We start from the raw sequence: 17,582 nt of genomic DNA, 5'->3' as shown, positions 1-17,582 counted from the left end.
TACGGGCACAGGAACGGTCGACGGGCTGCACGCCCCCGACCCTAGGCCTCAGAGCCGGACCACCCCGGTCCCCTCGGTCACGGTGCCGATCCGGGCCGCGTCGTGCCCGCGCCCACGCAGCCACGCGACGGCCGAGTCGCCGCGGCCGGGGGCGGCGCCGAACAGCAGCCCGCCGGAGGTCTGGGCGTCGGACAGGACCAGCAGGTCCTCCTCGCCCGCGGAGCCCGCGACGACCCGGTCGTCGATCCAGGCGCGGTTGCGCAGCGTGCCGCCGGGGACGACGCCGTCGGCGACCAGCTCCCGCACCCCGCCGAGAAGCGGCACCGCAGCGACGTCGACGTGGGCGTCCACCCCCGAGGCGACGGTCATCTTCGTGAGGTGCCCGAGCAGGCCGTAGCCGGTGACGTCGGTGCAACCGGTGGCGTCCGCCTCGCGGGCGGCCGCCGCGGCGTCGGCGTTCGGAGTGGTCATGACGGCGACGGCGGCGTCGACGTCCGCGGGCACCCCGCGTTTCACCGCGGTGGTGGTCACGCCGATCCCGAGCGGCTTGGTCAGCACCAGCTCGTCACCCGGGCGCAGCCCGGCGTTGGTCAGGACCCGGTCCGGGTGGACCTCCCCCACCACGGCGAGGCCGTACTTCGGCTCCGGGTCGTCGATCGTGTGCCCTCCGACGACGGCGAACCCGCACCGCCGCCCCACCCCGGCGCCGCCCTCCAGGACGGCGGCCAGCACGTCCGGCCCGAGCTGCTCGGACGGCCAGCAGACCAGGTTCAGGGCGAACAGCGGGGTGCCGCCCATGGCGTAGACGTCGGAGACGGCGTTGGTGGCGGCGATCGCGCCCCAGGTCCCCGGGTCGTCGACGATCGGGGTGAAGAAGTCGGTGGTCGCGACCAGCGCACGGTCCTCGGACAGCCGCCAGACCGCGGCGTCGTCGCCGGTGTCGGTGCCGACCAGCAGGTCCGGATGGGACGGGGGCGTGACCGCCGCCAGGACCTCCCCCAGCTGGGCCGGTCCGAGCTTGCAGCCGCAGCCCGCGCCGTGGCTGAACTCGGTGAGACGACGGGCGACACCGGTGTCGGACATGCCCCCATCCTGGCAGCGTCGCTCCGTGGTCGCCCGCGTCACACACCGTCGACCGCCGGACTGCCGCCGTCCGCCGAACGGGGGCTGTCGGGCTGCGCCGGGGACACGGACACTGACGCACCGTGAACAGCTGCACGGGGGGTACGACGAGGTGACCGACGGTGTCACGGATACCGGCGCCGAGGTGACGGCCGAGGACGTACGCGACGACGAGACGACCCGCTCCGGGGACGCGGTCCCCCCGGCCGGGCCCGTTCCCGACGCCGTGCTCCCTCCGACGACGGCCGCCGGACTGCCGCAGCGCGCCCCGCGCGGCGGCGACGGCGCCCGCAGTGTCGGGCACACCGTCGAGGACCTGGTGGGCCGCCTCGCCGCGGCCGAGCACGCCCGCGACGCCGCCGAGCGCCGGGCCGAGGCACTCGCCGCCGCCCTCGAGGACGCCCGGTCCCGGCCCGCGGAGACCTTCGGCATGCGCGCGGACAAGGTGCTGCGGATGGCCGAGCACGAGGCCGCGATGCGGCGGCGCACCGCCGAGACCGAGGCCGCGCAGCTGGTGGACGCCGCCCGCGACGAGGCCGCCCGGATCGTCGACGACGCCCGCGCGGAGGTCGACCGGCTGCGTGCGGCCGGGGTGGCCGCGCGGCGGGACAGCGAGCTCGTCGCGGACACCGCGGCGTCGATGCACGCCCACGTGTCCGCGCTGCGGTCGTCGGTGCGCGAGGAGATCGCCCGGCTGCACGGGATGCTGGGGTCCGAGCTCGGCAGGCTCGATGCGCCCACCCGGGCCGCGCACGGCGCCGACCAGGGGGAGCGTGTCCGGCGCCCGGTGGGCGGCCCGGCGCACGCCCTGCGGACCGGGGAGGCCCCCGGGCCCGGCGAGCTCACGGCCGACGACGCCGCCGCGGTCGTGGACCCCGAGGAGGCCGTCGACCTGCCGGCTGTGGTGCTGCCCGAGCAGCGGGAGCCGGAGCCGCCGGCCGATGCGGCCCCGGCGACCGGCACCGCCGCCACCGCCGAGGGCAGCGGGCAGCGGACGTCCTGACCCCGGGCCCCGGAGCGCGACGGCCCGGAGCACGGGACAGCACGCTGTGACGGGGGTTACGGTGCACCGGTGACCCCCGCCGAGCCCGACCCGCGCCGGCGCGTCCCCCGGACCGACGTCGTCCTGGCCGACCCGGCGCTGGCCGGGGCCGCCGCACGGCTGGGCCGGCCGCGGGTCAAGCGCGCCGTCGTCGCGGCGCAGCAGGACGCGCGGGCGGGCCGGATCGCACCCGAGGAGGTCGCCGCCGTCGCCGGGGCGTCGCTGCCCGCCGCCGCGACCGGGATCCGGGCGGTCCTCAACGCGAGCGGCGTGCTGCTGCACACCAACCTGGGCCGGGCGCCGCTCTCGGCCGCCGCCGTCGACGCGCTGGGGGTGGCCGCGGGCACCTGCGACGTCGAGCTGGACCTGGCCACCGGGCGCCGCGGGCCGCGCGGCACGGACGCGCTGGCCGCGCTGCGCGACGCCGTCCCGGGTGCGGGGGCGGCCTGGGTGGCGAACAACGGCGCCGCCGCCCTCGCACTGGTCTGCGCCGCCCTCGCCGGCACCGGCCGCGAGGTCGTGGTCTCCCGGGGCCAGCTCGTCGAGATCGGCGACGGCTTCCGCATCCCCGAGCTGATCGAGTCCACCGGGGCCCGGCTCCGTCCGGTCGGCACCACCAACCGCACCCACCTGCGCGACTACGCCGGCGCGATCGGCCCGGACACCGCGTTCCTGCTGGTGGTGCACCCGTCGAACTTCGTGGTGACGGGGTTCGTCTCGGCCGTCGGGGTCCGGGAGCTGGCCGGGCTGGGGCCACCGGTCGTCGTCGACATCGGGTCCGGGCTGCTGACCCCGCACCCGCTGCTGCCCGACGAGCCCGACGCCGCGGGCACCCTCGCCGACGGCGCCGACCTCGTCACCGCCTCCGGGGACAAGCTGCTCGGCGGACCGCAGGCCGGTCTGCTCCTCGGCGGCGGGGGCCGCGGCGCCGACCTGGTCGAGCGGGTGCGGCGCTTCCCGCTGGCCCGGGCGATGCGCGTCGACAAGCTGACCCTCGCGGCGCTGGAGGCGTCGGTGGCCGGTCCGCCGACGCCCGTCCGGGAGTTCCTCGACGCCGACCCGTCCGCGCTGCGGGCGCGGGCCGACACGCTCGCCGCGGCCCTGGCCGCCGACGGGATCGACGCGACCGCGACGGACACCGTCGCCGGGGTCGGCGGGGGCGGCGCACCCGGGGTGGAGCTGCCCAGCGCCGCGGTCGCGCTGCCCGAGCGGTACGCGGCCGCGCTGCGCGCCGGTGACCCGCCGGTGCTGGGCCGGGTCGGCGACGGGCGCTGCCTGCTCGACCTGCGGGCGCTGCCGCCGTCGGCCGACGCGACGCTGGCCGGGGCCGTGCGCGCGGTGCCCGTGCGTCCGGAGACCTGAGCCGTGCACGTGCTCTGCACCGCGGGCCACGTCGACCACGGCAAGTCCACGCTGGTCCGGGCGCTGACCGGGATGGAGCCCGATCGGTACGCCGAGGAACGCCGACGCGGGATGACCATCGACCTGGGCTTCGCGTGGACCGAGGTGCCGGGGGCGGGCACGGTCGCGTTCGTCGACGTCCCCGGGCACGAACGCTTCGTCGCCACGATGCTCGCCGGGGCCGGTCCGGCCCCGGCGGCGCTGTTCGTCGTCGCCGCGGACGAGGGCTGGATGCCGCAGTCCGGGGAGCACGCCGACGCGCTCGCGGCCGCGGGCGTCACCGACGGACTGCTCGTGGTCACCCGCGCCGACCTGCTCGACCCCGAGCTGGCGCTCGACGACGCCCGCGCCGCGCTCGCCGCCCGTGGGCTCGGCGGCTGGCCCTCGGTCGCCGTCTCCGCCCGCACCGGCACCGGTCTCGACGCGCTGCGCGGCGCGCTGGCCGCGCTCACCGCACGGCTGCCCGCACCCGACCCGGACGGGCCGGTGCGGCTGTGGGTGGACCGGGCGTTCACCGTCCGCGGGGCCGGGACGGTCGTCACCGGCACGCTGCGCAGCGGCACCGTGCGCCCCGGCGACACCCTGGAGCTCGACGGCGACACCGGGCGGGCACCGGTGACCGTGCGCGGGGTGCAGGAGCTCGGCGAGCCGGTCGACGCCGCCGCCGCGGTCGCGCGGGTCGCGCTGAACCTGCGGGGCGTCCCCCGTGACCGGGTCGACCGCGGCGACGCGCTGCTCGGCCCGGGGGCGTGGCCGGTGACCGGGGAGGCCGACGTCGCGCTGCACGGGGTCGGCGGGCCGGTCCCGCTGCCGTCGTCGCCGGTCGGGCTGACCCTGCACGTCGGCTCGGCAGCCGTGCCGGTGCGGGTCCGCCCGCTCGGTCCCGGCCCGGCGGGTGGCGACCCGGTCGTGCGGCTGACCCCGGCACGGCCGCTGCCGCTGCGGATCGGGGACCGGGCGGTGCTGCGTGACCCGGGTGCCGGGCGGATCGTGGCCGGGGTGACGGTGCTGGACCCGGCACCGCCGCCGTTGCGCAGGCGCGGCGCGGCCCGCCGTCGGGCCGACGAGCTCGCGGGGGTCGGTGCCGTCCCCGACGCCGACGCCGAGCTCGCCCGGCGCGGCACCGTCCGGGCCGACGACCTGGTGCGCTGGGGTGTGCCCGCCGGCGAGGTGACCGCGCTCGCGGCCCGGGTCCCCGGCGCGGCGGGCCGGTTGCTGCACCCGGCCACCGCCGCGTCGTCGGCCGCCGCACTGGCCGCCGCCGTCGCCGCGCACGACGCCGAGGACCCCCTCGATCCGGGGCTGCCGCTCGCCGCGGCCCGGCGCGCCGCGGGGCTGCCGGACGTCGCGCTGGTGGAGGCCGTGCTGTCCGCCGTCGGCGGGGCCGGTCTCGTCCTGCGCGACGGGCGGGTGCGGGCCGCAGCGGACACCGGCCCGCCGGCGGCCCTGCGCGACGCCGCGGCCCGCGTGCGCGCCGACCTCGACGGGGCCCCGTTCGCCGCGCCGGGGGCTGCCCGGCTCGCGGAGCTGGGGCTCGGGCCGCGGGAGCTGGCGGTGCTCGACCGCGCCGGGGAACTGCTGCGGGTGGCCCCGGAGGTCGTGCTCGGCCCCGACGCGCCGGAGCGGGCGGTCGCCGCGCTCGACGGGCTCGACGGCGCGTTCACCGTCTCCGCCGCACGGGAGGTGCTCGGGAGCAGCCGCCGCGTCGTCGTGCCGCTGCTGGAGCTGCTGGCCCGCAGGGGCCTCACGGTGCGGATGCCCGACGGGACACATCGCCTGCGCTGAGCGGGCTCCGAGTGGCGACGCCGTGCCGCGGTGCCTACCGTCGACCCAATGACCGACCCCCGTCCGCCCGCCGCCGGCACCACCGACGGCTCGGGCGGGACGTCACCCGATGTCACCGACACCTGCGACGGGCTACGGCTGGAGACCTCCCGGCCCGCGGACGGGACGGTCGTCGTCGCCGTGACCGGTGAGCTGGACATGCTGACCGCCCCGGAGCTGCGGCACGCGGTGGCCGAGCAGATCTCCGCGGCCTCGCTGGTCGTGCTGGACCTCGACGGGGTCCGTTTCCTCGGCACCTCCGGGCTGGCGGCGCTGATCGAGCTGCGGGAGCAGGCCCACCGGGCCGGGGTCGAGCTGCGTCTGGCGTGTACCGAGCGGCGTGTCCTGCGCCCGATCGGCATCGCCGGGCTGCACCATCTGTTCGACATCCACGACGACGTGCAGGCCGCACTCGACTCCTGAGACAGTGACCTGAGTCACATCCTGGCGTGCCCGGATCCACCCGGCGGCCCGGCACAGCGCGCGGCGCGGAGGTGTGTGGCGGTGTCGTGAACAGGGGCGATGCCCGGTCCGTCCGACCGCGCGGCCGGCCCTGCACACCTCGCACGGCCCGTCGCTAGCACCGATCCCGACGTCGCGCAGGTTTGATCTCGAACCCCCTCGGGAACCGGGGTGAGGAGCCAACCCGGTCCTCCCGGGCCCCGAGCGACGAGGTGAGCACGTGAGCGACGTTTCCCGGCTTCCCGGCCCGATGGACGACGTGTGGCAGTGGCAGCGACTGGGTGCGTGCCGCGGCATGGACAGCGCCGTGTTCTTCCACCCCGACGGGGAGCGCAACCCCTCCCGGTCGCGTCGCACCGAGCGCGCGAAGCAGGTCTGCCGGGGATGTCCCGTGCTGCAGGAGTGCCGCCGCTTCGCGCTGGCCAGCCGTGAGCCGTTCGGCGTGTGGGGCGGGCTGGGCGAGTCCGAGCGCCGCGCCATCATCGAGCGTCGCGACGCCGAACACATCGTCGCCGAGCAGGGCCCCGGCCTCGCCGCGGTCGTCTGACGGACCACGTACGACGGATCACTGACGACGGATCACCGATCCGGCACGGCCCGCCCGGGTTCCGGGCGGGCCTTTCTGCTGCTCGGCCGTTCCGCCCGCTCGGCCGACGTCACACCGCCGAGGGCAGGGCCTCCGGCTCCGTGACGCCCTCCGCGACGGGTCCGGCGGGCCGGTAGGGCAGCACCGGCAGGCCGTAGACCCGGGCGACGCGGCGCACCGCGCGGCGGACCACCTCGATCTCCGGGTCGTCCACCGGCCCGGCGGCGGCCGGGGCCACGCACCAGGTGTCGTCGTCGGGGTCGAACCCGACCAGCTCCGAGAGCGCCGCGACGAGGTCCGCCTCGTCGCCGTCCTGCACCGCCCAGCGCAGCCCGAGCCGGTGCAGCCGCACCCGCTCGACCGGCAGCGCCTCGACCGGCACGTCCTCGGTGTCGTCCTCGGCCGCCAGCAGCTCCCGCGCCTCGGCCGGTGTGAGCGGGCGCCGGGTGGGGGCCGGGTCGTCCCGCACGACCAGCAGGTCGGTCTCCCCCGCCTCACCGGAGAGCGCCGCGAGCGGGCCCCCCGCACGGGCGGACTCCGCCGCGGTCAGTGCCACCGCGACCAGCCTCCGCGGTCGCGTCGTCCCCTGCCTCACGCTCGCCCCCGTCGATCCCACACGTCGTCGTCCGTCGAGTACAACGCCCGGATCCCCGATTCGGGTGCCGATTACCCACCCGGACGGACGAGTGGGGTCACCCGGTCCACGAGCGGGCGACGACCCCCTGTCCACAGCCCACGGACGGCGCCGACCGCAACACCACCGTGACCTCGGCCCGACCACCGGTAGCGCGGATGGGCCGGACGGTCGAACGCCGCAGGCCCGCCGCCGGGCGGAGCACCGCCGGTGGGCGGCCGCCCCGGACGGTCGACCCCGGACGCCCGACGCAGCCGGTAGCGGTCGACTCGGCCGGCCGGGACCGCCGACACGGCAGACCGGCCGCCGATCGGGTCGGCCGGTGCGGCCGATCGGGTCGCTCCGCGCAGCCGGGTCCGGGCGGGTGACGGTCCGGTCGACCGGACCGTCAGGCCGGGTGGTCCAGACGGATCGCGAGCAGGGCGATGTCGTCGTCGAGCCGGTCCGGCAGGCAGACCTCGAGCACCCGCTCCACCACCCGCTCGGGGTCGGCGTCGGACGGCAGCTCCTCCAGCGTGCGCTCGATGAGCTCGGTGCGGGCGTCGGCGTCCTCACCGATGATGTCGGTCAGACCGTCGGTGTAGAACACGAGCAGCGACCCGGCGGCACACGGGACCGTGGCGCCGCCGCGGTGTGCCCCGGCGGCCCGCCCGAACTCCGGCACCGCGCCGAGCATCGGCGAGTGGTGCGCGTCGAGCCGGTGCAGCCGGCCCTGCGGGTCGCGCAGCAGCGGCGCCGGGTGCCCGGCGTTGGCGTAGGTCAGCTCGCGTCCGCCGTCGGGGCCCACCGGCCCGAACCGGGCGTACACAGCGGTCGCCATCGCGGCGATGTCCAGGCCCTGCACCAGCTGGTCGCAGCGGTCGAGCACCGGCCCGGGCGCGTCGCCGCCCCAGGCGTAGGAGCGCAGCACACCGCGCAGCTGCCCCATCGCGGCGGCCGCCGACAGGTCGTGGCCGACGACGTCGCCCACCGCGGCACCGACCGAGCCGTCCGGCATCGGCAGCACGTCGTACCAGTCCCCGCCCACCTGGTTGCCGTCCGCGCCCACCAGGTAGCGGGCCGCGACCCGCATCCCGGGGACCTGCGGCAGCGCCGGGAGCAGGCTGTGCTGCAGGGTGGCCGCCGCGGCGCGCTCCACCTCGTAGAGCCGGGCGTTGTCGACGGCCAGCCCGGCGCGGCCCGCGAGGTCCGAGGCCAGGTGCAGGTCGCGCTGGGTCCAGCGACGGCCGTAGGGGAACTGGGTGGACAGCGTCACCAGGCCGAGCACCCGGCCGCGGCCGAGCAGCGGGACGACCATCGCCGAGCGCAACCGCAGCCGCTCGTAGGCGTCGGCCGCCTCCGGGTCGTCGGGGTGGACCTCGCGGCCGTCGTCGGGCAGCTCCTGCACCAGGTACGGCTTGCCGGTCCGCACCGCGGTCTCGGCCTGCTGCTCGATCCGCACGGCCCCCAGTGGACCGGACCGCGACAGCAGCGCCTCGTCGTCGGCGTCGCGGGCGGCGACGGCCATCCGTTCGCGGGTCGCCCCGTCGGGGGTGTCGAGCAGGTCCACCGTGCACAGGTCGGCCAGCTCCGGCACCACGATCCGGGAGAAACGGCGGCAGGCGTCGGCCACGTCGAGCGCCGTCGTCATCTGGGTGGTCGCCTCGGCGAGCAGCCGCAGCTGGGCCCGCGCGGCCTCGGCGTCGGCGAGCGCCGCCCGCCGCTCCTGCTCGACGACGACCCGCTCGGTGACGTCGCTCTGCACGCCGACGAAGTTGACCAGCTCGCCGTCGCCGTCGTGCACCGGCGAGATGGACACCTGGTTCCAGAACGCGGTGCCGTCGCGCCGGTAGTTGAGCAGCACCTCGGTGATCGCCCGCCGTTCCCGCAGCGCCTCGCGCACCCGGCGGACCGCGGACCGGTCGGTGTTGGGGCCCTGCAGGAACCGGCAGTTGCGCCCGGCCACCTCGTCGAGGGGGTACCCGGTCAGACGTTCGAACGACGGGTTCACCCAGGCCAGCGGGTCGTCCTCACGCTGTGGGTCGGAGATGGTGAACGACATCTCGGTGGCGAGCACCGCACGGTCGCGCAGGAACCCCATCCGGTCGCGGTCCCCGCCCTGGCCGGCCTCGGAGTCCGACAGCGGCAGCAGCACGGCCAGCGCCCGGCCGGGCCCGGTGGCCGAGGACTGCGCGTAGGTGCCCTGCCCCTGGGCTCCGGGGTCGGCCAGCGCGAACCCGGTCACCCAGACCAGGGTGCTGCTGGCCGTGGCCCCCTCCCCCGGGACCGGGACGCCGTCGCGGTCGGGCATGAGTCCCGGTCCGTGCAGCGCGACCGGCTCGCCGGACACCGCCTCGCCGGAGGCGATCCGGGCCAGTGGGGACCCCTCGCCGGTGTACGGACGGCCGTCCAGGTCGGTCAGCCGCGCGGCCTCGCTCCACTCGCGGACCCCGATGGGCAGCCGCACCGGGCGGTCACCGGCCAGCTCCAGCGCGGTGGTGTTGGCGTAGACGATCCGGCGCTCGGAGAGGTCGATCATCAGGACGGCCACCTGCGCCCCGCCGCGCACGTGCGGCATGGCCGGGGTGCTCGGCTGCTCCCCGAAGGACTCCACCGAGGTCGCGACCGCCTGGTCGACGGCCCGGTCCACCGCGTCGCCGGGGGGACCGGCCGGGGCGCCGGGGCCGAGATCGGAGTACCGCGTCACCCGGGCGAGCCTAAGGGCAGGCGCCGTGCCGGGCCCGCCGAGCCCGGCCGGTATCGTCGGGCCCGGTCTCCTGTCGTGGGTGGACCGGACCCGGCGCGGGCCAGGACGGCCCCGCCGCGGCCCCGGTGCGTCGTGCGGCGCGAGAAGACACCTGCCCGTCGAGAGCACGGCGGCGCTCCACAACGCTTCCGCGCCGTCCGGCGCCCGACACGGAGGTGATCACCCTGCCCGGATCCGCGCCGGCGCAACCGTCCCGGGGGGACGGGGACGCCGAGCTGGACGGCACCGACTCCGCCCACCTCGGCGTCGGCTTCTCCTCACCGCGCAGCGGCCTGACCGTGCTCACCGTGCGCGGCGAGGTCGACACCCTGACCGCACCGCGTCTCGAGACCGCCCTCGACGAGCTGCTGGACCGCGCCCCCGACGGCGACGGCCGCGACCTCGCCGTGGACCTGGAGGGCGTCACGTTCCTCGCCTCCAGCGGCCTCGGTGTGCTCATCCACACCGCCCGGCGGGCCGCCCGGGACGGACGGCGGCTGTTCGTCGTCGCCACCAACCGGGCCGTGCTCCGGCCGCTCGAGGTCACCGGCTCCGCCCAGCTGTTCACCGTCCTGCCCGACCAGGAGGGCATTCCCGGCGCCTGAGCGGGCACCCGGTCCTGCACACCCCCGCCGGAGGCGACATGATCCGGCCCGACACCCCGTCGCACGAAAGGACTCGTCAGCGTGGCCCAGGAGGACGTGGCAGGCACGGCGCACGGCGCCGGCACCGACAACACCGTCGAGATCAGGGTCGCGGCGCGGCCCGCGCTGATCCCCACGGTCCGTGCGGTGGCCTCCGACCTCGCCGCACGCGCGGACTTCGACCTGGACGCGGTCTCCGATCTGCGGATGGCCGTCGACGAGGCGTGCGCGACGCTGGTCGCGATGGCCGCTCCCGGCTCGCCGCTGCGGTGCACCTTCGCCGTCTCCGACGAGCGGATCGAGGTCACCGCCCGGGTCGAGACCGGCACCGGTGCGCAGCTGCCCACCGACTCCTTCGGCTGGCGGGTCCTGCAGACCCTGGCCGACCACGTCGCGGTCGAGTCCGGTGAGGAGGACGGCGGGCGCCCGGCCCTCACCATCCGCCTGCACAAGCTCGCGGGTCACGGGCTGTGACGTGACGTCGGACCCTCAGTACGCCCACCTCACCCCGCTGCTCGAGCAGTACGCGGGTCTCGACGACGGCGACCCCCGTCGGGAACAGCTGCGCGATCAGCTCGTCACCGGCTACCTGCCCGTCGCCCAGCACATCGCCCGCCGGTTCAACCACCGGGGCGAGCCCCTCGACGACCTCGTGCAGGTCGCGACGGTCGGGCTGATCAACGCCATCGACCGGTTCGACCCGGAGAAGGGCGGTGAGTTCTTCTCCTTCGCCGTGCCCACGATCTCCGGTGAGGTACGCCGGCACTTCCGGGACCAGAGCTGGTCGATGCGGGTGCCGCGGCGGCTCAAGGACATGCACGTGTCGATCAACGGCGCGGTGTCCGAGCTGTCCCAGACCCTCGGTCGCGCGCCCCGGCCCTCGGAGCTCGCCGAGTACCTCGACCTGCCCGTCGCCGAGGTCCTGGAGGGCCTGGAGGCCGCCGAGGCCTACCGCAGCTCCTCGCTCGACGAGATGCTGTCGTCGGAGGACGGCAGCGCCACCGTCGGCGAGCTGGTCGGCGACGCCGACGCGGAGCTGGACCGGGTCGACTACCGCGAGTCACTGCGCCCGCTGCTCGCCGAGCTGGCGCCCCGCGAGCGGACCATCGTGATGCTGCGGTTCTTCGGCAACCGCACCCAGACCCAGATCGCCCAGGAGGTCGGCATCTCCCAGATGCACGTCTCCCGGCTGCTCGCGCAGACGCTGTCCCGGCTGCGCAACCGGCTCGACCCGGAGGACCGCACCTTCTGACGCCCGGGCCGCGCGGCGACGCCGTGCCCCGTCCGCGAGGATCGGGGCGGGACCGGCGCACCGTCCGGGCCCGGAGCAGGGAGGTAGGAGATGAGCGTGCCGGAACACGTGCTGGTGGTCGGCGCAGGGCTGGCCGGACTGCGCACGGTGGAGAACCTGCGCCGGGACGGTTACGAGGGCCGGATCAGCCTGGTGGGGGCCGAGGAGCACCTCCCCTACGACCGCCCGCCGCTGTCCAAGCAGTTCCTGGCCGGTGAGTGGGAGCGCACCAAGGTCGACCTGTGCACCGCCGAGGACCTCGACGAGCTCGGCGTACGCACCCACCTCGGCCGCTCCGCGGTCGCCCTACGGCCCGCCGAGGACCCGGCCGACGGCTCCGAGGTCGAGCTCGACGACGGCACCGTCCTGCACGCCGACGCCGTCGTCCTCGCCGTGGGGGTCACCTCCCGGGTGCTCGACGACCAGCCCGACTCCGCGCACCTGCTGCGTGCCGTCGACGAGTCCGAGCAACTGCGCGACGCGCTGGCCTCGGCGTCGTCGCTGCTGGTGGTGGGTGCCGGGTTCATCGGGGCCGAGGTCGCGAGCACCGCCCGGGACCGGGGTGTCACGGTGACCGTGGTCGAGACCGGCAGCGTGCCGATGGCACGGCTGCTGGGCGAGCAGGCCGGTGCGGTCGTGGCCCGGCTGATGGGCGATGCCGGGGTCGACCTGCGTACCGGGGTGTCGGTGTCGGAGCTGACGGACTCGGGCGCCACGCTCTCCGACGGGTCGACGGTGAACGCCGACGAGATCGTCGTCGGCGTCGGCGGCATGCTCGACCTGGGCTGGTTGGAGGCCACCGGCGTCGACGTCGCCGACGGCATCCCCTGCGACCACCGCGGCCGGGTCGACGGGCTGCCCGGAGTGTGGGCGGCGGGCGACGCGGCCGCCTGGACCGACCCGGACACCGGCGAGCGCACCCGGCTGGAGCACTGGACCTCGGCGAGCGACCAGGCCGCCGCGGTCGCCGCGGACATCACCGGCACGACCCCGCCGCCCGCCGCGGTGCCGTTCTTCTGGTCCGACCAGTTCGGTATGAAGATCCAGCTCGTCGGGCGGCCGGACCGCGCGGACTCGCTGCTGCCGCTGCACGGCGAGGGTCTCGACGACGGCCCGGTGAAGGGCACGGTGCTCGGCTACCTGCGCGGCGACGACCTCGTCGCCGTCGCCGGGTTCGGCGCGGCCCGGCTCGTCGCCCGCTACCGCCGCCCGCTGGCCGAGGGTGCCGACCGCGCCGCGACGCTGGAGCTGCGCGACTCGCTGTCCTGACACACGAACGCCCGGCCGGTGCGGGCACCGGCCGGGCGTGGCGTGCAGGCGGTCTAGCGGAAGATCGAGCGGACGATCGCCAGCCCGACCAGCGCGCCGACCGCGATCAGCGAGTACTTGACCTTCGGGTCGGCGAGCCGCTCCGCGAGCTGCTCCTTGCCGCCCTCGATGAGGTTCTTCGGGTTCGCCCGGTCCGCCAGGGCGTCCAGACTCTCGGCCAGCGCGTCCCGGGTCTTCTCGATCTCGCGCTGGATGTTCTCGGGGTCGCGGGCCACCACGTCCACCTCCGGTTCGGCCGGTACGCGTCCGCGCCCGGGACTCCTGCTGCTCGCGCCCGACGCTGCCCCGACACCGACGTCCGGGCACCGCGAGCGGCGTGGCACACACCGTAGCCACCGCAGGGTCCGGTCCGCGCGCCCGGCCACCGGCGCGCCGCCGATCGGGTCGGCCCGATGGTCGTCCGCGCCGCATCCCGTCCACAACCGGCCGGTACGTCCACAGGCACCGCACTCGGCTCCGCGGCCCGCCCGGCGGGTGGCACGCTGATCGTCATGAGCACACGGCTGCAGGCGGGCGACACCGCCCCCGACTTCACCCTCGCCGACGCCGACGGCACGGCCGTCTCCCTGGCGGACTACCGCGGCCGCAAGGTCGTCGTCTACTTCTACCCGGCGGCGAGCACCCCGGGCTGCACGAAGGAGGCCTGCGACTTCCGCGACAACCTCGCCGAGCTGAACGGCGCGGGCATCGACGTACTGGGCATCTCCCCGGACAAGCCCGCCAAGCTCGCGACGTTCCGCGACAACGAGGAGCTGACCTTCCCGCTGCTGTCCGACCCGGACCGCGAGGTCCTCACCGCCTGGGGCGCCTTCGGTGAGAAGAAGCTCTACGGCAAGACGGTCACCGGGGTCATCCGCTCCACCTTCCTGGTCGGCGAGGACGGCACGATCGTCGACGCGCAGTACAACGTGAAGGCGACCGGGCACGTGGCGAAGCTGCGCCGGGACTGGAAGGTCTGATGCCCGTCCGGCCGGCGGGCGCGGGGTGAGCGGACGTGCCCCGCGCCCGCCGGTGGACCGACGAGGAGCTGGTCGCGGCGGTGGCGGTGTCGCGACGGTTGAGCGAGGTGTGTCACCGGCTGGGCATCCGGCCCGGGCGGTACGACCAGCTGCGAGCCCACATCGTCCGGACCGGCGCGGACGCGAGCCACATCCCGGGCGCGCTCGACCCCGGGCACCGCAACCACCGACGGCGCTACACCGACGGCGAGCTGCGGGCGGCCGTCGCGGCCGAGGTCAGCGTGCACGCCGTGCTCCGGCGGCTCGGGTACGAGCCCAGCGGCGGCATGTTCCGGGCGGTGGTCGCGCATATCCGGACGCTCGAGCTCGACACGACACACTTCACGGGGCGTTCCTGGGCCCGGGGCCGGACCTTCCCGGGGCGGCGGGCACGCCCGCTGGCGGACATCCTGGTTCGCGGGTCGAGCTACCGCAGCAGCGCGACCCTGCGCCGGCGGCTCGTCGCGGAGGGGCTGAAGGCCGCGCGGTGCGAGGGGTGTGGCCTGACCGAGTGGCAGGGACGACCCGTCCCGCTCCAGCTCGACCACGTGAACGGCGACCACACCGACAACCGGCTCGAGAACCTTCGTATCCTGTGCGCGAACTGCCACGCCCTCACCGATACCTGGTGCGGCCGAAAGAACTAGCCGGCGTACTCCAACTGGCAGAGAGACACGGTTTAGGTCCGTGCAAGTGCGGGTTCGAATCCCGCCGCCGGCACGCGTCGCGTCGCCCGCCTCACCCGGCGGGCGGCGCGGTCCGGGTCGGCTCCGCGCCCCCGGGCGCGACGGCGTCGGCCTCGTCCGGCAGTGGCCGCCGCGCGGCGAGCAGCACCCCACCGAGCCCGAGCACCGCGCAGATCCCGGAGACCAGCAGCAGGGCCGGCGGCACGTGCCCGGTCACCGCGTCGCCGAGGGCCACGACGGCGATGGTGCTCGGCGCCGACCCGATCACCGTCCCGACCAGGTAGGGCCAGAACCGCACCTGGGACAGCCCGGACAGGTAGTTGAGCACCGCGAACGGCACCATCGGGATCAGCCGCAGTGACGTCACCGCGAGCACTCCGTGGTGGTCGAGCCTGCGGCGCACCCAGACCGCGCGCGGGTGGCCGGCGTAGCGGGCGACGAGCCGCCCACCGGTGACCCGGACGAGCGCGAACGCCACGACCGCGGACAGCGCGGTCGCGAACAGGGTCAGCGCCGCACCGCCGACGGCGCCGAACAGCACCCCGGCGGACACGGTGAACACCGTCCGGGGGAAGGGCGGGACGTTCAGCGCGACCTGGAGCAGCACGAACACGACCGGGCCCCAGATCCCGGCGGACTCCACGGCCCGGCGCAGCTCACCGAACCGGGGGACGGCGGACAGCCCCAGGGACCGGGCCACGAGTACGACGAGTGCGGCCGCGAGCACCAGCCCGAGGCAGCCCAGCAGAAACCGCCACCACCGCACGGAGATCACGGTACCGAGACCCGTGCCGGTGCCGTCGGCCGCGGTCGTCGCACGTGACCGGGCTCCCCCGTGTGCGCCGCCGGCCGCAGCCGTCCGGCGTGGCCGGGCACCTCCGGACGCGCCACCGGCCGCGGTCGGCGCGCGTGCCGTCGCGGTCGGCCGTGAGAGGCTGCCGACCATGAGCGACTCGGGTATCGACCCCGCCGAACTGGACGCCGACGGGCTGGCCGTGCGCCGCGAGGTCCTCGGCTCGGACTACGTCGACGCGGCGCTGGGCCGCGTCGACGACACGACCGCGGACTTCCAGAAGCTGATCACCCGCTATGCGTGGAACGAGATCTGGACCCGCCCCGGGCTGGAGCGCCGGATGCGCTCGGCGGTGACGCTGACCGCGCTCGTCGCGCACGGGCACTGGGAGGAGTTCGAGCTGCACGTGCGGGCGGCCCGGCGCAACGGCCTGACCCGCGACGAGATCGTCGAGATCATCCTGCAGACCGCGATCTACTGCGGGGTCCCGGCGGCGAACTCGGCGTTCCGGATCGCGCAGCGCGTCCTCGCCGAGCCCGCTCCCGAGTAGTCCTCAGCCGTCGGCGAGCAGCGCCTGCAGGTGCGGGACGAGCGCGCGCAGCGCGGTCCCCCGGTGCGAGGCGGCGTCCTTCTCCTCGGCACTGAGCTCGGCCGAGGAGCGGCCGTCGCCCTCCGGGGCGAAGATCGGGTCGTAGCCGAAGCCGTTCTCCCCCCGCGGGGCGCGCAGCAGGGTGCCCCGCCACGTCCCGTGCACCACGGTGCGCCCGGGCACGGAGGCCTCCGCGTCGGGGCCATCGGTGCCGACGGTGTCGCCGGAGGCGGGGTCGGTGTCGGGGCCTGCGGTGGCCGCGTCGGGCGTCACCAGCGCGGCGGCGCACACGAACGCGGCGCCGCGGCGCTCGTCGGGGACGTCGGTGGTCTGCCCGAGCAGCAGCTGCAGGTTGGCCTCGTCGTCGCCGTGCCGGCCGGACCAGCGGGCGGAGAAGATGCCCGGCATGCCGTTCAGGGCGTCGACGGTGATGCCGGAGTCGTCGGCGATCGCGGGCAGCCCGGTCGCGGCGGCGGCGTCGCGGGCCTTGGCGAGCGCGTTCGCGGCGAAGGTCGCGCCGGTCTCGGTGGCCTCCGGGAACTCGGGGACGTCGGCGAGCCCGACGATCTCCACCCCGGAGAGCCCGGCGGCCTCGGTGATCCGGCGCAGCTCGACGAGCTTCTTGGCGTTGCGGGTGGCGAGCAGGATCCTCACGCGTCGCCCTCCCCCGCGGTGTCCGGGGCGTCGGCGGCCTGCGCGGCGATCTTCGGGTGCGGCGCGGCGAGCACCTCGACCTGCAGGCGGGCCAGCTCGGCGATCCCGGCGAGCGCGGAGTCCAGCATGGCGTCGAGGGTCGAGCGGGAGAACGTGGCGCCCTCGCCGGTGCCCTGAACCTCGATGAGGGTGCCGGTCTCGGTGGCGACGACGTTCGTGTCGACCTCGGCCCGCGAGTCCTCGGAGTAGGGCAGGTCGAGCCGGACGCGGCCGTCGACAACGCCGACCGACACCGCGGCGACCTGGCAGGAGATCGGCTTGGGGTCCGACAGCTTGCCCTGCTCGCCGAGCCAGGTGACGGCGTCGCACAGGGCCACGTAGGCGCCGGTGATGGCCGCGGTGCGGGTGCCGCCGTCGGCCTGCAGGACGTCGCAGTCGATCGCGATCGTGTTCTCGCCGAGCGCGCGCAGGTCGATGCAGGCGCGCAGGGACCGGCCGATCAGCCGGGAGATCTCGTGGGTGCGGCCGCCGATCCTGCCCTTCACCGACTCCCGCGACGAGCGGGTGTCGGTGGCCGAGGGCAGCATCGCGTACTCGGCGGTGACCCAGCCGAGGCCGGATCCCTTCCGCCAGCGCGGTACCCCGTCGGTGACGCTGGCGGCGCACAACACCTTCGTGTCACCGAACTCCACCAGCACCGATCCCGCGGGGTGCTTCTGGAAGCCCCGGGTGATGGTCACCGGCCGCATCTCGTCGTCGGTCCGGCCGTCGGCCCTGCCCTCTGTTCGTGTCACCCGGCCAT

19 protein-coding genes and 1 tRNA gene are annotated in these 17,582 nt (G+C 76.2%); 13 read left to right on the top strand and 7 right to left on the bottom strand.

Features of this window, described 5'->3' with window-relative positions; all coding sequences use genetic code 11:
* Positions 1-48: 48 nt before the first annotated feature.
* Entirely contained in the window at positions 49-1,083 is a 1,035-nt protein-coding gene (selD, locus tag ATL51_RS22360) for a selenide, water dikinase SelD (protein WP_100879841.1), read from the bottom strand.
* 184 nt (positions 1,084-1,267) lie between these two features.
* Between selD and ATL51_RS22355 the strand changes: the two genes are divergently transcribed.
* From ATL51_RS22355 to ATL51_RS22335, 5 genes are all read left to right on the top strand, one after another.
* Entirely contained in the window at positions 1,268-2,125 is an 858-nt protein-coding gene (locus tag ATL51_RS22355) for a DivIVA domain-containing protein (protein WP_157818488.1), read from the top strand.
* A gap of 69 nt (positions 2,126-2,194) precedes the next feature.
* Positions 2,195-3,526: an L-seryl-tRNA(Sec) selenium transferase gene (selA, locus tag ATL51_RS22350; RefSeq protein WP_100879839.1), complete on the top strand. Its 1,332-nt coding sequence runs from the start codon at positions 2,195-2,197 to the stop codon at positions 3,524-3,526.
* A 3-nt stretch (positions 3,527-3,529) separates the two neighbouring features.
* A complete protein-coding gene (locus ATL51_RS22345) occupies positions 3,530-5,350 on the top strand; it encodes a selenocysteine-specific translation elongation factor (protein WP_100879838.1) in 1,821 nt (606 codons plus the stop codon).
* Between the two features lie 48 nt (positions 5,351-5,398).
* Positions 5,399-5,812: an STAS domain-containing protein gene (locus tag ATL51_RS22340; RefSeq protein ID WP_062400770.1), complete on the top strand. Its 414-nt coding sequence runs from the start codon at positions 5,399-5,401 to the stop codon at positions 5,810-5,812.
* Between the two features lie 259 nt (positions 5,813-6,071).
* A complete protein-coding gene (locus tag ATL51_RS22335; protein ID WP_100879837.1) occupies positions 6,072-6,398 on the top strand; it encodes a WhiB family transcriptional regulator in 327 nt (108 codons plus the stop codon).
* A gap of 109 nt (positions 6,399-6,507) precedes the next feature.
* Here the strand turns inward: ATL51_RS22335 and ATL51_RS22330 are convergent, their stop codons facing one another.
* Both ATL51_RS22330 and ATL51_RS22325 read right to left on the bottom strand, forming a co-directional pair.
* Positions 6,508-6,993, bottom strand: coding sequence for a hypothetical protein (locus ATL51_RS22330; RefSeq protein WP_100879836.1), 486 nt, complete (start codon positions 6,991-6,993; stop codon positions 6,508-6,510).
* A gap of 466 nt (positions 6,994-7,459) precedes the next feature.
* The gene (locus tag ATL51_RS22325; protein WP_157818487.1) at positions 7,460-9,757 is read right to left on the bottom strand and encodes a GAF domain-containing SpoIIE family protein phosphatase; all 2,298 of its coding nucleotides are present in this window, start codon (positions 9,755-9,757) and stop codon (positions 7,460-7,462) included.
* Positions 9,758-9,972: 215 nt separating this feature from the next.
* Here ATL51_RS22325 and ATL51_RS22320 point away from each other — a divergent pair, with 215 nt between their 5' ends.
* From ATL51_RS22320 to ATL51_RS22305, 4 genes are all read left to right on the top strand, one after another.
* Entirely contained in the window at positions 9,973-10,401 is a 429-nt protein-coding gene (locus ATL51_RS22320) for an STAS domain-containing protein (protein WP_202416284.1), read from the top strand.
* An 81-nt stretch (positions 10,402-10,482) separates the two neighbouring features.
* On the top strand, positions 10,483-10,914 hold the full coding sequence (locus ATL51_RS22315; protein ID WP_062400766.1) for an ATP-binding protein: 432 nt from the start codon (positions 10,483-10,485) through the stop codon (positions 10,912-10,914).
* Between the two features lies 1 nt (position 10,915).
* Positions 10,916-11,692: a SigB/SigF/SigG family RNA polymerase sigma factor gene (locus tag ATL51_RS22310; RefSeq protein ID WP_073577821.1), complete on the top strand. Its 777-nt coding sequence runs from the start codon at positions 10,916-10,918 to the stop codon at positions 11,690-11,692.
* 90 nt (positions 11,693-11,782) lie between these two features.
* Positions 11,783-13,000 carry an NAD(P)/FAD-dependent oxidoreductase gene (locus ATL51_RS22305; protein WP_073577822.1) on the top strand — a complete coding sequence of 406 codons (1,218 nt, stop codon included), beginning with the start codon at positions 11,783-11,785 and terminating at the stop codon, positions 12,998-13,000.
* 53 nt (positions 13,001-13,053) lie between these two features.
* On the opposite strand, the gene ATL51_RS22300 is transcribed toward ATL51_RS22305, so the two are convergent.
* Positions 13,054-13,275, bottom strand: coding sequence for a DUF3618 domain-containing protein (locus ATL51_RS22300; protein ID WP_062404273.1), 222 nt, complete (start codon positions 13,273-13,275; stop codon positions 13,054-13,056).
* 276 nt (positions 13,276-13,551) lie between these two features.
* On the opposite strand from ATL51_RS22300, the gene bcp reads away from it, so the two are divergent.
* From bcp to ATL51_RS22285, 3 genes are all read left to right on the top strand, one after another.
* A complete protein-coding gene (bcp, locus tag ATL51_RS22295) occupies positions 13,552-14,019 on the top strand; it encodes a thioredoxin-dependent thiol peroxidase (RefSeq protein ID WP_100880865.1) in 468 nt (155 codons plus the stop codon).
* Positions 14,020-14,054: 35 nt separating this feature from the next.
* Positions 14,055-14,705: an HNH endonuclease signature motif containing protein gene (locus ATL51_RS22290; RefSeq protein WP_100879834.1), complete on the top strand. Its 651-nt coding sequence runs from the start codon at positions 14,055-14,057 to the stop codon at positions 14,703-14,705.
* Positions 14,705-14,778, top strand: a tRNA-Leu gene (locus ATL51_RS22285). The genes ATL51_RS22290 and ATL51_RS22285 overlap by 1 nt, the downstream gene beginning before the upstream one ends.
* 18 nt (positions 14,779-14,796) lie before the next feature.
* On the opposite strand, the gene ATL51_RS22280 is transcribed toward ATL51_RS22285, so the two are convergent.
* Positions 14,797-15,510: a TVP38/TMEM64 family protein gene (locus tag ATL51_RS22280; protein ID WP_100880864.1), complete on the bottom strand. Its 714-nt coding sequence runs from the start codon at positions 15,508-15,510 to the stop codon at positions 14,797-14,799.
* A 178-nt stretch (positions 15,511-15,688) separates the two neighbouring features.
* On the opposite strand from ATL51_RS22280, the gene ATL51_RS22275 reads away from it, so the two are divergent.
* Entirely contained in the window at positions 15,689-16,087 is a 399-nt protein-coding gene (locus tag ATL51_RS22275; RefSeq protein ID WP_062404267.1) for a carboxymuconolactone decarboxylase family protein, read from the top strand.
* A gap of 3 nt (positions 16,088-16,090) precedes the next feature.
* Here ATL51_RS22275 and ATL51_RS22270 read toward each other — a convergent pair whose 3' ends face one another.
* Both ATL51_RS22270 and rph read right to left on the bottom strand, forming a co-directional pair.
* Positions 16,091-16,780 carry a non-canonical purine NTP pyrophosphatase gene (locus tag ATL51_RS22270; RefSeq protein ID WP_100879833.1) on the bottom strand — a complete coding sequence of 230 codons (690 nt, stop codon included), beginning with the start codon at positions 16,778-16,780 and terminating at the stop codon, positions 16,091-16,093.
* The gene (rph, locus tag ATL51_RS22265; RefSeq protein ID WP_301549126.1) at positions 16,777-17,574 is read right to left on the bottom strand and encodes a ribonuclease PH; all 798 of its coding nucleotides are present in this window, start codon (positions 17,572-17,574) and stop codon (positions 16,777-16,779) included. The genes ATL51_RS22270 and rph overlap by 4 nt, the downstream gene beginning before the upstream one ends.
* Between the last annotated feature and the right edge of the window lie 8 nt (positions 17,575-17,582).

This window comes from Pseudonocardia alni (assembly GCF_002813375.1).
Taxonomy (GTDB): Bacteria; Actinomycetota; Actinomycetes; order Mycobacteriales; family Pseudonocardiaceae; genus Pseudonocardia; species Pseudonocardia alni.
The sequence above is the reverse complement of the archived record's forward strand: the minus strand, read 5'-3'. Positions and strand labels throughout refer to the sequence as shown.